Raw genomic sequence first — 12,637 nt, forward strand, 5'->3', positions numbered from 1 at the left:
ATGAACTCGGGAAAACGCCAGCCAGTTTTTGCTGATTTGCACTAGTGGTCGGCCCACAGGCGGCCCATGATCGAGCCTTCTTCATCCGCAAGTTTGTTCGAGGTGTGCTCATGATTCGTCGTCGCCAGGTGGTGTCTGGGTTGGGACTGGGCTTGTTGGGCGCGGCGGCGTCGGGGCCGGCAAGGGCGCAGGCCTTTCCGAGCAAGCTGTTGACCGTGGTGGTGCCCTACCCCGCGGGCGGCGGCTCCGATTTCGTCGCACGGACCGCGCAGGGCGAAATGCAGCGGATCTTGGGCCAGCAAATCATTGTCGAGAACGTCGGCGGGGTGGGCGGGGCCTTGGGCCTCCAGAGAATGTTGCAAGCCCCGGCCGATGGCCATGTGATGACCCTGGCCTCGCCCATGGAGCTGATCCAGTCGCCCATGGCCATGTCGGCGGTCAAGCACAAGCCCGAGGATGTGAGGCTGGCGGCCTTGATCGTGCGGGCCGAGATGATCATGCTGGTGCGCAAAGACATGCCGGCCAACACCGTGGACGAATTGGTGGCCTTGTCGCGCAAGCCCGGCGCCAAAGAGCTGAGCTACGGCAGCGTGGGAACGGGCTCCATGTACCACCTGATGGGTGAAGTCTTTGCCAAGCAAACCGGCGTGAAGTGCCTGCATGTGCCCTACAAGGGCGCTGCGCCCATCATCACAGACCTGCTGGGAGGGCAGATCGACATGGTGTTCATTCCCTTGGCAGGGCCGGTGGTGGGCTTGCTCAAGGAGAACAAGGTCAAGGCCCTCGGCATTGCCTCGCGCCAGCCGCACCCGGCCTTCCCCCAGGTGCCGACGCTTGCCTCCTCGCAAGCCCTGGACGGCTTTGAATACGACCTCTGGGCCGGCATGGTGGTGCCCAAGGCCACGCCCGACGCGGCCGTCGAGAAGATCAACAAAGCGGTGTACGAAGCCCTGCAAAACGCCGAGGTGCGCAAAGCCTACGAGGGCACCGGCCAGCATGTGGCCAAGCCCATGTCGGTCGCCGAACTGGCCAAGCTCTACACGGCGGAGATCGCGCGCTACCAAGCCATTGCCAAGGGCCTGAACCTGCAGCCGCAATGAGCATGATGACCGGTCTCAGCGGCGACCTCACGGACCTTGACGCCACCGCGCTCTCGGCGGCCATTCACGCCCAACAAGTCTCCTGCACCGAGGTGATGCAGGCCTATCTGGCCCGCATTCACCGGCTCAACCCGCAGGCCGTGGCCATGGTCAACCTGGCCCCGGACGAGGCTTTGCTGACGCAAGCCGCCGAATGTGACGCTGAGTTGGCGCGTGGCCACAGCCGAGGCTGGCTGCATGGCATTCCGCAGGCCATCAAGGATGCCTCCAATGCCATCGGCTTTCCGACGACCTATGGCTCGCCCCTGCTGCTGCGCAGCATGCCGCGTGAAGACAACTTGATGACCGCGCGCATGAAGGCGGCAGGGTGCATCGTCATCGGCAAAACCAATATGCCCGAGTTCGGCTTGGGCTCGCACACCTTCAACACGCCGTTTGGCGCCACACCCAATGCTTGGGACCCCGCCGTCTCGGCCGGGGGCTCCAGTGGCGGCGCAGCCGTGGCCTTGGCGCTGCGCCTGCTGCCGGTGGCCGATGGCTCGGACTTCATGGGCTCATTGCGCAACCCGGCGGGCTGGAACCACGTCTTGGGCTTTAGGCCCAGCCAAGGGCGCGTGCCGTTTTACCCCGTGCCCGATGTTTGGGTGAACCAGCTCGGCACCGAAGGCCCCATGGCGCGCAGTGTGCGCGACCTGGCCCGTTTGCTGGCCACTCAAGCAGGCCCCGACCCGCGCACCCCGCTGGCCCTGACCGACCCGGTGGATGACATTGCAGCCGTGGCTCAAGAGGCCGGCACCCCGCAGGCCGCACAGGCCTTGAAGGGCTTGCGCATCGGTTGGTTGGGTGACTTGGGCGGCCACTTGGCCTGTGAAGACGGCATTCTCTCGGGGCTGGAGTCACATCTCCAAACTGCGGTGGCTGCGGGCGCGAAGGTGGTACCTGCCCGCCTGAACATCGACCTGAACGCCGTCTGGCAAGCCTGGTTGATGTGGCGGCGGGCTCTGGTGGGGCCGCGAGTGGCGCCCATGCTGCAGGCCAACCCGGCCTGCCGCGCCCAGATCAAGCCCGAAGTGCTCTGGGAGCACGACAACGCCCAAGGCCTGTCGTACATGGAGTTCCAGCGCGCGGCGGTGCTGCGCAGCAGCTTTTTGCAAGCCATGGTGCAGCAGTTCGAGCAGGTGGATGTGCTGGCCCTGCCCACGGCGCAAGTCTGGCCGTTCGCGGTGGGCGAGCGCTGGCCGCAACAGATTGCGGGCCGCAGCATGGACACCTATCACCGCTGGATGGAGTGCACGATTTACGCCACCTTTGCCGGCCTGCCCGCCGTCAGTCTGCCAGCGGGCTTTCATGCCAATGGGCGCTGGCCGCTGGGCCTGCAGCTCATCGGCAAGCCGCGTGGCGATGCGGCATTGCTGCGCGTGGCCGCCGGCTTTGAGGCCATCGCGCCGGCCTTGTACGCGCTCAGGCCACCTGCCAGTCAGCTCGGCTGATGTGCTGGGTCAGGGCGGCTTGCGGCTGGCCCTCGACCCACCATTGCAGCGTCAGTTGCGCGTCGTCCACCGTCAGCAGCGCAAAAACACCTGATTTTTTGCCCACCAAGGCGGTGATGCTGGCCGGCTGGGCCATGGCACTGGCGGTGGCTTCGTAGAGCCGCCCGCGCTCGCGAAAATCGGGCTCGTGGATGTCCCCGCTCAGCACCAGGATGCGGTGCGCTTGGGCTTGCTGGCGCAACCACACAAAGTCGGGGTAGTACGTCTTCCAGTCGTTCAGCGTGGTGCCGCTGGCCACCAGGTTGATGCCGGGCTCGGGCAGCAGAGCGGCCTGCAAGGCTCCTCGCTGCACCTCCCCCAAGAGGCTGGCACGCGAGCCGGCAACGGGCCGGAAGCTGCGGCCATCGGTGAGGTGCAGGCGCAAGCCGGGGGCCAGGTCCACCGTCTGCGCGATGCTGCCCAGGTCGTGCGTCGCCACACCATCCGGCACCGGGTTGGCAGGGTAGTGCAGCGGCTGGGTCTTCAGGGTGTCGCGGAACTGCTCGAACAAGACCCGGGCGCACTGCCGGTAGGCCGGCGGCATGTAGCGGCTGTCGGTGAACTCGTCGGTATGCGGCTCCAGGCAGCGGCCGTTGTCGCAGCCCAGGTCATGGTCGTCCCAAATGGCATGAATCTGGCGGCCTACGAGGGTGTGGCGGAAGTGCTGCACGGCCCACTGCTGGGCGTAATAGCCATGCATGCGCTGCGCAAACTCTTCGAGGGGCAAATGAATGGCTTTGCCGTTGCCGATGTGGTCGCCCAGGCCGTAGTCCATGTAGATGTTGTCGCCCAACAGCACGATGTGCTGGGGGTTTTGGGCGGCCAGAGTGGCCCAGGTGCTTTGTTCGGGGTCGCGCACCGCATCGCAGCAGGACGTGAAGGCAATTTTGACCGACATGGAAGGCTCCTTAAGGGTCCCCGATGCTGCGTTCAAGCGCGGTCTTTGCCAAGAGGCCATCCTCCTCAGTTCATGGGAGCTTCCCTCGGCCGCTAACGCCCCGGCTCATGCCAAGATGCGCGCCATGAATTTGATCACCGTCGCCTTGGTGGAAGACGATGTCCGCATCCGTGACCGTCTGGTCCAAGTCATCCAACAAGCCCCCACTCTGAAACTGTTGTTCGCGGCCGGCACGGCAGCCGACGTCCTGGCCTGGCTGCCCGACCATGCGGTCGACGTGTTGCTGGTCGATTTGGGCCTGCCCGACCGCTCCGGTCTGGAGGTCATCCGCGAAGCCCGGCGCCTGCAGCCTGCATGTTCGTCCATGGTCATCACCATGTTTGGCGATGAAGCCAGCATGCTGGCGGCCTTTGAGGCTGGTGCGCGGGGCTATCTGCTCAAAGACGGCACCGAGGCCGACCTGGCCGGCCATGTGCAGAGCTTGCATGCGGGCGGCTCACCCATGACCCCCATCATCGCGCGCCAGCTTTTGGCGCGCTGGCAGTCGGTGCGGCCTGGCCCAGCGCCTGCGGAGCCCAGCCCTCGAGCCAGCGCACGCACGGCGCCCAGCGAGGTCAGCAAGGTCGAGGGGCTCTCCCCCCGTGAGTCTGAAGTGCTGGACTTGGTGGCGCGTGGCTTCATCTACCAAGAAATTGCTGAACGCATGGGCGTGTCCATCTCGACCGTGCAAACCCATGTGCGCAACATCTACGGCAAGCTGGGCGTGCACAACAAGGCCGAGGCCGTTTTTGAGGCGCGCCAGTGCGGCTTGCTGAGCTGAAGCCTTCTCTGTTCATTGCGAGCATGGGTGCTGCGCTGCTGCTGGCACTGAGTTTGCTGCTGGCCTGGAGCACGGGCTGGCACTGGAGCCCGACGGAATCGGCCGCCGTGCACACCTTCACGCAGGCCGATGCCTTGTTTCAAGCCGAGGGCTTAAGCCCTCAGCGCGCGCAGGTGAGCCTGCGCCACCGCTGGGACAGTGCGTTTCCGGGGCGCAGCGGACAAGCCCGCTACACCGTGACCTTGCCGCCTGCGCTGCTGGCCAATGAGCCGGCCTTGGGCGTTTACCTGGAGCGTGTGGGCAACCAGGCCCAGGTCACGCTCAATGGCGTTTTGCTGCAGCAGTGGGGCGAGCCGCGCTCACCGGTGTATGACGCCAGCAAGTTCAGCCGCGTGCTGGCCCTGCCCACCGCGTTGCTGCAAGGCGCCGGCCCGCATGTGCTGGTCATCGAGCTGCACGCCCAAGCGCTGCGTGGCGGCGGCCTGTCGCCGGTGGTGGTGGGCCCGCTGGCTGCGGTCTCGGCCCTGCAAGAGCGACAACAGTTTTGGTCGCAAGGCCCGGCTGCGGCCTATGCCGCCTGCTTGCTGCTGATGGGTGGCTTGGCCGCTGGCCTGTGGTGGCACCAGCGGGAGCCTTTGTTTGGCTGCTTCAGCTTGGCTGCCTTGTGCGGCGCCGTCCGCCCGCTCGACCAATGGCTGCAACACACGCCGCTGCCCTGGCCCTGGTGGGGGGCAGTGCTGGCGCTGGCCTATGGCCTGCAGTTGGGCCTGATGGCGCGCTTTGTGTTGCTGGCCTTAGAGCGCAACATCCCTTGGTTGGTGCGCAGCATTCACCTGGTGATCGCCGGCATGGTGGTCTTGGTCCTGCTGTCGTTTTCCATGGGGCTGCCCCAACTGTGGACTTTGGCCCTGGTGCTGTTGGAGGCGGTGGGCCTGGCCTGTTTTGGGGTGGTGCTGCAAGAGGCGCTGCAGCGGCAGCGGCGGGCAGCGTGGTGGTTGCTGGCCGCAGGCGGTGTCACGCTGCTGGCCGGCACGCACGACCTGCTGCGCGTGCGCATGGGGCTGTGGGGCGGGTCGACCTTTGCTTTCACGCCGCACGCCATGTTTGTCTTTGTGCTGTTCTTGGCAGCGCTGGTGGTGTCGCGCTTCAGCCGCACCACCGAGGCCTACCGTGCGCTGAACGACCAGCTCACCGAGCGCGTGGCCGATAAAGAGCAGCAGCTGCGCGCCGCCTTTGAGGCCCTGCGCCAAGAGCAGCAAGAGCGCGCCGTGCTGGGTGAGCGCCAGCGCATCATGCGCGAGATCCACGACGGCATTGGCTCGCAGTTGGTGGGCTTGCTCAGCTTGGTGCGGCAAGAGCCTGTTCAGCCCCTGGTGCTGGAAGAGCAGGTGCGGCAGGCCTTGGATGAAATGCGCATGGCGGTGGACTCCTTGCAGCCCATGCAAAGCGACCTCACGGCCGTGCTGGCAACGCTGCGCTACCGCCTGCAGCCGCGCCTGAAGGCTGCGGGTATTGAGGTGCAGTGGGACGTCGACACCCTGCCGCCCATTCCAGGCTTGGAGCCGCCGCAGATCCTGCAGGTTCAGCGCATCTTGCTGGAAGGCTTCACCAATGTCATCAAGCATGCCAAGGCGAGCCGCGTGGTGGTGCAGGCTCGTTGGCAGGCGTCGCCTCAGCCCACCATCTGGCTGGCCTTGATCGACAACGGTGTGGGCTTGCACATGCCGGCCAGCACCCATCCGGGTTTGGGTCTGCCCAGCATGCAGGCGAGAGCCCAGGCGCTGGGGGCGACCCTCACGCTGACGCCCGGTGACGAGGGCGGCGCCGTGCTGGGGATGCGCTGGCCTATCCCTGGCGCGGCCTAGACGCCTTTGTGTGAACTGATCCCGGTTGGGGTAGGTATTCGGGCTTTAGTGCCCGACCCCTGCGGCCGAAAATCTTCCCGAAGTCCGTCCATTTGCCGAGACAAAGGGAAGCCCCATGCGCTTACTCCATTCATTGCGTTGGTCCATCGCCACCCTGGGGGCCGTCGGTGTTGTCGCCTCACTCATGGTGCTCGGGCAGGGCCTGTGGGCGCAGCAGCGCATGGGCCAAAACGCTGGTGAGGCCTTTGTCGCCAAAGACGTGGTGGCAGACATCTTGCCGCCGCCCATGTACCTCATTGAAATGCGCCTCATCCTCTCCCAAGCGGTAGAGGGGACGCTGGAGGTCGCCGAGGCCAAGAAGCTGGTGGACCGCCTGGCCAGTGAGTACCAAGCACGGGTGGACTACTGGACGCAAAACCCGCCGCATGGGCTCGAGAAGCAATTGCTGGGTCGCCAACACGAGGCCGGCAAAACCTTCATCGCCGCAGCGCAGACGCAAGTGATCGCCAAGCTGCAAGCCGGCGAGGCCGATGCTGCCAAGCAAGCCTTGGCCGAGGTTCACAAGCTCTACCTGGCCCACCGTACGGGCGTGGATGAGACCGTGGTGGCCGGCAACGACTTTGCGGCGACCTCAATGGCGTCCTTCGCTGCGGCCCAAAAGCAGTCGTCCACCACGGCCTTGCTGGTGGCCGCTGCTGCCGTGGCGCTGGTCTTGCTGCTGGCCCGCTGGGTGCTGCGCAGCATTGAGCAGCCGGTCGAGCGCTGCACGCGCATGGCCCGCAAGATCGCGGGCGGCGACCTGACGCAGTGTGAACAAACCCAAGTCCGCCGCCAAGATGCCATCGGCGCCTTGGAGACGGTGCTGTGCGAGATGCAGGGCCAGTTGGCTCGAACGGTGGGCGCCGTGCGGCGCAACGCCGAAGGCGTGGCCTCGGCCAGCGCCCAGATTGCCTCCGGCAACCTGGACCTCAGCCAGCGCACCGAGCTGCAAGCCGGCGCCCTGCAGCAAACCGCGTCCACCATGTCCAACCTGGGCGAGGCCGTGCGCCACAACGCCGAGCATGCCCAGCAGGCCAACAGCCTGGCCTTGGCCGCCTCGTCCGTGGCGGAGCGCGGCGGTGCGGTGGTGGGCCAAGCGGTGGAAACCATGAAGGGCATCAACGACAGCAGCCGCAAGATTTCCGACATCATCTCGGTGATCGACGGCATCGCCTTCCAAACCAACATCCTGGCGCTGAATGCAGCGGTGGAGGCCGCCCGTGCCGGTGAGCAGGGCCGCGGCTTTGCCGTGGTGGCCGCCGAGGTGCGCAGCCTGGCAGGGCGTTCGGCCGATGCCGCCAAAGAGATCAAGCAGCTCATCACCGCCAGCGTGGAGCGCGTGGAGAGCGGCACCACCTTGGTGGACCAAGCGGGTGCCACCATGAGCGAGGTGGTGAGCGCCATCAAACGCGTGACCGACATCATGAGCGAGATCAGCCACGCCAGCGCTGAACAGCGCGCAGGTGTCGAAGAGATCGGCGACGCCGTGCGCCAGATGGACCAGTCCACCCAACAAAACGCCGCCATGGTGGAAGAGGTGGCCGCTGCGGCGGGCAGCCTCAAGACCCAGGCCGACCAGTTGGTTCAGGCCGTGTCGGTGTTTCAGCTGAGCGCCTCTGACCCGGTTCGCACCCCTTCGTTAGCAGCGCTGAAGCCCGCAGCTTCGCCCACACCGATGGCCGCCGTGGTGCCCACCAGCCCGAAGCCGGTGGCTGCGAAGCCCACCGCGCCAAAGCCTGCGCCCGCCCCGGCTCCGGCTCCAGCGGCGGCCGGCGCCTCAGACGACTGGGAAACTTTCTGAGGCTGACCCTGAGGCATACCGCCCTGGGTTGCGCATTGCATCACGTCTGCACAGGCGAGAGGGCCCCTGTACGGCGGCCCTGCGCCCTATAGTCCGCGCCGACACCTTTCAGACAGTTTGAAAAGGACGCTGCGGATGTTTCGCATTCAACAGAGTTGGCACCTGCTTGGCGCCACTTTCCGCTTATGGTCTGGCACGCCGTGGCTCTGGGGCTATGGCGTGTTCTGGGTCGCCCTGGTGTGGGCGGTCTGGTGGCCGCTGTCTGGGCCAGTGATTGAGTGGATGATCAGCACAGCCAAGCAGGGCGATGAGACCGCGCTCAACATGGGTCTGTTGCAGACCTTGGGCGTCTATATGGCCTTGAACCTGCTGCGCATGGTTTTTGGCTTCTCGGTGGCAGGCTTGGCAATGGCCCGATTGGAGGGGCATCGGCCGACCGGCTGGGACGCCTGGGATGCCATTGTTCGCCACCTGGGGGCCATCTTCTGGCTCAGCCTCCTCCACTCGGTGGTGGGCATGGTGCTGGAGCAGTTGCGCGAGCGCTTTGGCTGGTTGGGTGAGCTCCTCAGCAACGTGGCTGCCATGCTCTGGGGGCTGGCGACCTCCCTGACCATCCCTGCTTTGGTGATGCGTCAGGAAGCCTCTTGGCAAGAAGGTCTGTCAGAGAGCGTGAGCCTGTTCAAGCGCACCTGGGGCGAGAACCTCGTGGCCACGGTCAGCAGCGGCTTGGCGCTGGGCCTGCTCACCCTATTAGTGATGCTGGCCTGGCTGGTCTACGCTTTGCTGCAAGCCCCTGCGCTGGCCTTGCCCACGTTGATGAACGGCGCAGTCATGATTTTGTTGGCGTCTTGGGTGCTGGGCGCCTTCTTCCAAGAAACCTTCAACACCGTGCTCTACCGCTATGCCCGCCTGGGTGAGGTACCCGACGCGTTTGTCGAGATCGATCTGCCCAGTCAGTTTGTGCCTAAGACCGCGTGATCACCAGTGCTGAAACGGCCGCTGCGACAAGCTGGCATTGAAGTAACGCGCATCCTGTGTGACTTCTTCGCCCAGCCAGTCGGGGCGGTCAAAGGCGGCGTCTTCTGAGGGCAACTCCACCTCGGCCACCACCAGCGGGGCATTCTCGCCGTGGAACTCGTCCACCTCCCAGGTGGTTTGCCCGACCTGCAGCACATAGCGGGTCTTCTCGATCAGCGGCCCTTCGCAGAGCTGCAGCAAGGCCTGCGCATCGGCCAGCGGGATGGGGTATTCGAACTCGGCTCGCGTCGCCCCTTGGGTCAGGCCCTTGATCGTCAAGAACGCCGCCTCGCCCGCCACGCGCACCCGCACCGTGCGGTGCTTGTCGCGGTTCAAATAGCCTTGGGCATAGCGCACACCCGCCGCCTCGCGCCAGGCCGTGCCCGTCACCAAAAACTTACGTTCTATCTCCAGTGCCATCGCACGCCCTTCGCGTTCAGACCGTTGTTCATGACATGCGCTTGAGTGCGCTGCTCGTCATTGGTTTTGAGACCACCACCACACACCCGCCGCCAAGGCCGCCACGGAGAGTGCCAGGGCTGTGATCTTGGCGGCCGACCAAGGCCGGTCGCCCTCCAAGCGGCCCGTCTGCCCATTGATCACCACCTGCCAGACCTTTTGCTGCCAGGTGTAGCTGTAAATCCAAACCGGCATCAGCACATGCCGAAAGCGGATCTCGCTGAACTGGCTGTTCACGCTGTGCACCCGCTGCTCGTCCCCGCCGATGTCGCGCCGTACCGCCGACTCAATGCGCGCCTCAAAGCGCTCGCGGGCTTGCTCAAAGGCCGGTGCCAGGCCCAGTTGATAGGCCTCGACGGTGAAGCCGGCGGCCATGTCGGCGCTGGGCACTTGCAGGGCCGACAGCGGCGTGTCCTGCACCGCGTCAGCCAAGCTGGGCGGCACCCGGTGCGAGGCCAGCACCAGTTCGTCATCAAACTGCAGGCTCACCACACCTTGGGTGGGGAACCAGTCCGTCACGGTACGGCTTTCGCTGACTTGGCGGCCTTGGCTGTCGGTGCGGGTGTCGGTGACGGTGCGATGCACCCCACGCGCCCCGCTGTAGTGGCTCACCGACGACGCATCAAAGGTCCAGCAGGGCACATACACACCGCGGCCACTGTCGGGTGCCGAGACCATGCGTTTGAGCGCATTTGGCGCAAACCACAGCCCCTGCAGCCATTGCTTGAACAAGGCTTTGGCGGCCGCGTCGTCCACCTTGAACGGGGCCATGGCCTTGGGCTGGATCTGTCGCAAGGACTGGGCCGCACCGGCCACCAAGGGGCTGCGGCAAAACGCGCAAGGGGCGGCCACCACATGCGGCTCAAAATGCGTTTGCGCCCCGCACTGCGGGCAGCTCACCACCTGGGGCTCAATGCTGGGCTCATCCCCGGCCCGCAGCGCCAAATAGCGCTCATAGTCATGCTCGGCCAGGGCGGTGCTCAGGGCGTCGTCGGTGACGGGCTCGCGTGCCAAGCCCCCACCGCAGGCCACGCAGCGCAGCCGCCCCTCGGTGGGGCTGAAATGCATCACGCCGCCACAAGCGGCGCAGGCCGGCGGGGTTTGGTTCAGAGGGGTATGGGGCATGGTGAAGACAAGCGCGACGAGGCCGATTGTGCCCGCAGCCCCTCAGCCAGACGCCTGCCGATAGCCTCTCGCATTCACCCCGTAGCGCCGCTTGAACTGCACATTGAAGTGCGAGGCCGTGGCAAAGCCGCAGTCTTGGGCAATGCGGGCCACCGGCTGGGTGGTTTGGCGCAGGGCCATGGCGGCGGCGCTGCAGCGGGCGTCGTTGAGGTAGTCCGTGAACGTCTTGCCCAACTCGCGCTTGAAGAAGCGGCTGAAGGCGGCCGGGCTGATGTGGGCGATGCGGGCGGCGTCCTCCGCGCGCAGCGGCTCGGCCAAATGCGCGTGCAGCCAGTCCACCACTTTGTCGATGCGCCGGGGTTGTGGGCTGCTGGTTGCGGGGGCGGCCAGACTGGCCGTGGACAAGGGCTGTAGCGCGTCGGCAGGCGCCTCATTCAAGCGGGCCAACAGGTGGATCAGGCCAGCGAGCTGGTCCAGTGGGGCGCTGTTGCGCACATGGGTCAGCGCCTGGGTGATCAAGCCGTGGCAGGCGCTGCCCGGCCGCACTTGCAAGCCCCGCTGCGAGCGGTGCACCAGGGGCTGCAAGGCCGCCAGCTCGGGCAGGGCCGGGCGCTCGAACAGCGCCGGGTCGAACTGAATCACCGTGGCCAGCGCCTTGCCGCGCCAGCCCGGGTGGGTCAGCCAGGTGTGGGGCAGGTTGGGGCCTAGCAGCACCAGGTCGCCCGCTGCAAAGGGGGCTGAGTGGTCGCCCACTTGGCGCAGGCCCTCGCCGCGCTCCACCCAGGTCAGCTCCAAGTGGTGGTGGCGGTGGCGCGGCGCTTTGAAGGCGCTCAGCTCCAGGCGCAAGCAGCGCAGGGTGGCGTGAGGGTGATGGACATGCTCTTTGGTGGCCCGCATGACTGAGAGTGTGCCCGAAGAGGGTCAAAAAACAGTCAAAACCAGGCAAGCGGCAAGGCCACAGGCCGCGGCGGGCCGCAGACACTGGCGCTATGTCAGAAGCCACCTCGACAAGCCCTGCTGCGCCGCCTCTGCACACTGAAACCACGCCCCCGTGGTGGCGCGGTGCGGTGCTCTACCAGATCTACCCGCGCAGCTTTGCCGACAGCAATGGCGACGGCATTGGGGACTTGGCCGGCATCACCCAACGCCTGCCCTATGTGGCCAGCTTGGGTGTCGATGGCCTCTGGATCTCGCCCTTCTTTCCCTCGCCGCAGCGCGACTTTGGCTACGACGTGCAGGACTACTGCGCCGTCGACCCCCAGTTCGGCAGCCTGGCCGACTTTGACGCGCTGGTCGGCCGTGCCCACGACCTGGGCTTGAAGGTGGTCATCGATCAAGTCTGGTCACACACCGCGCTGGAACACCCCTGGTTTGAGGAGAGCCGCCAGAGCCGCGACAACCCCAAGGCCGACTGGTATGTGTGGGCCGACGCCAAGCCCGATGGCAGCCCGCCCACCAACTGGCAAAGCTGGATGGGTGGCGGCACCTGGACCTGGGAGCCGCGCCGCCAGCAGTACTACCTGCACAACTTCTTGCCGCAGATGCCCGACCTCAACCTGCACCACCCCGAGGTGCAGGACGCCATCCTCAGCGTGGGCCGCTTTTGGCTGGCGCGCGGCGTGGACGGCTTTCGGCTCGACACCGCCAATTACTACTGCCACGACCTGCAACTGCGCGACAACCCGGCCCAGCCCCCCGAGCGCCGGGGCGATGTGCCGGCGGCGATCCAGCAGCACCTGTTCAACATCTGCCAGCCGCAGACGCTGCCTTTCTTGGAGCGCATTCGCGCTTTGATGGACGAGTTCACAACGGAAGAGGCGGGCCGAGCGCCGGGCCGCTCCCAAGCTGGCCCGCATCCCCTCGGGGGATCGACTGACGTACCCGTCAGGCGAGGGGCTCCATTCACTGTGGCGGAGATCGGCTCGGCCAACAACCTGACCCGCATGGTGGAGTACACCGCTGGCACCCAGCGCCTGCACACCGC

At 66.0% G+C, this 12,637-nt stretch carries 11 protein-coding genes; 7 read left to right on the forward strand and 4 right to left on the reverse strand.

The genetic code is table 11. From position 1 onward, the window contains the following. The first annotated feature begins 110 nt into the window (after nucleotides 1–110). Both KAK11_RS15240 and KAK11_RS15245 read left to right on the forward strand, forming a co-directional pair. Nucleotides 111–1,100: a tripartite tricarboxylate transporter substrate binding protein gene (locus tag KAK11_RS15240; protein WP_246498978.1), complete on the forward strand. Its 990-nt coding sequence runs from the start codon at nucleotides 111–113 to the stop codon at nucleotides 1,098–1,100. Continuing rightward, the gene (locus KAK11_RS15245) at nucleotides 1,097–2,590 is read left to right on the forward strand and encodes an amidase (RefSeq protein ID WP_310737813.1); all 1,494 of its coding nucleotides are present in this window, start codon (nucleotides 1,097–1,099) and stop codon (nucleotides 2,588–2,590) included. The genes KAK11_RS15240 and KAK11_RS15245 overlap by 4 nt, the downstream gene beginning before the upstream one ends. Here the strand turns inward: KAK11_RS15245 and KAK11_RS15250 are convergent. Then, complete coding sequence (locus KAK11_RS15250) at nucleotides 2,562–3,527, reverse strand: metallophosphoesterase family protein (RefSeq protein WP_210810055.1); 966 nt, start codon at nucleotides 3,525–3,527, stop codon at nucleotides 2,562–2,564. The genes KAK11_RS15245 and KAK11_RS15250 overlap by 29 nt on opposite strands. A gap of 124 nt (nucleotides 3,528–3,651) precedes the next feature. Here KAK11_RS15250 and KAK11_RS15255 point away from each other — a divergent pair, with 124 nt between their 5' ends. From KAK11_RS15255 to KAK11_RS15270, 4 genes are all read left to right on the forward strand, one after another. Beyond that, entirely contained in the window at nucleotides 3,652–4,347 is a 696-nt protein-coding gene (locus KAK11_RS15255; RefSeq protein WP_310737814.1) for a response regulator transcription factor, read from the forward strand. Nucleotides 4,348–4,370: 23 nt separating this feature from the next. Continuing rightward, nucleotides 4,371–6,212, forward strand: coding sequence for a sensor histidine kinase (locus KAK11_RS15260; protein ID WP_210810057.1), 1,842 nt, complete (start codon nucleotides 4,371–4,373; stop codon nucleotides 6,210–6,212). A gap of 115 nt (nucleotides 6,213–6,327) precedes the next feature. Next, complete coding sequence (locus tag KAK11_RS15265; RefSeq protein ID WP_246498980.1) at nucleotides 6,328–8,052, forward strand: methyl-accepting chemotaxis protein; 1,725 nt, start codon at nucleotides 6,328–6,330, stop codon at nucleotides 8,050–8,052. A gap of 135 nt (nucleotides 8,053–8,187) precedes the next feature. Next, a complete protein-coding gene (locus tag KAK11_RS15270) occupies nucleotides 8,188–9,030 on the forward strand; it encodes a DUF6159 family protein (protein WP_210810058.1) in 843 nt (280 codons plus the stop codon). On the opposite strand, the gene KAK11_RS15275 is transcribed toward KAK11_RS15270, so the two are convergent. Genes KAK11_RS15275 through KAK11_RS15285 form a run of 3 tightly spaced genes read right to left on the reverse strand, consistent with a single transcriptional unit; the run spans nucleotide 9,031 to nucleotide 11,550 of the window. Beyond that, nucleotides 9,031–9,489 carry a CYTH domain-containing protein gene (locus KAK11_RS15275; RefSeq protein ID WP_210810059.1) on the reverse strand — a complete coding sequence of 153 codons (459 nt, stop codon included), beginning with the start codon at nucleotides 9,487–9,489 and terminating at the stop codon, nucleotides 9,031–9,033. 57 nt (nucleotides 9,490–9,546) lie between these two features. Continuing rightward, the gene (locus KAK11_RS15280) at nucleotides 9,547–10,653 is read right to left on the reverse strand and encodes a hypothetical protein (protein WP_210810060.1); all 1,107 of its coding nucleotides are present in this window, start codon (nucleotides 10,651–10,653) and stop codon (nucleotides 9,547–9,549) included. A gap of 42 nt (nucleotides 10,654–10,695) precedes the next feature. After that, a complete protein-coding gene (locus KAK11_RS15285) occupies nucleotides 10,696–11,550 on the reverse strand; it encodes a helix-turn-helix domain-containing protein (RefSeq protein WP_210810061.1) in 855 nt (284 codons plus the stop codon). 92 nt (nucleotides 11,551–11,642) lie between these two features. Between KAK11_RS15285 and KAK11_RS15290 the strand changes: the two genes are divergently transcribed. Next, the coding region (locus KAK11_RS15290) for an alpha-amylase family glycosyl hydrolase (RefSeq protein ID WP_246498982.1) at nucleotides 11,643–12,637 on the forward strand (995 nt) is incomplete at its 3' end.

Source organism: Ideonella paludis (assembly GCF_018069865.1).
Lineage (GTDB): Bacteria > Pseudomonadota > Gammaproteobacteria > Burkholderiales > Burkholderiaceae_C > Ideonella > Ideonella paludis.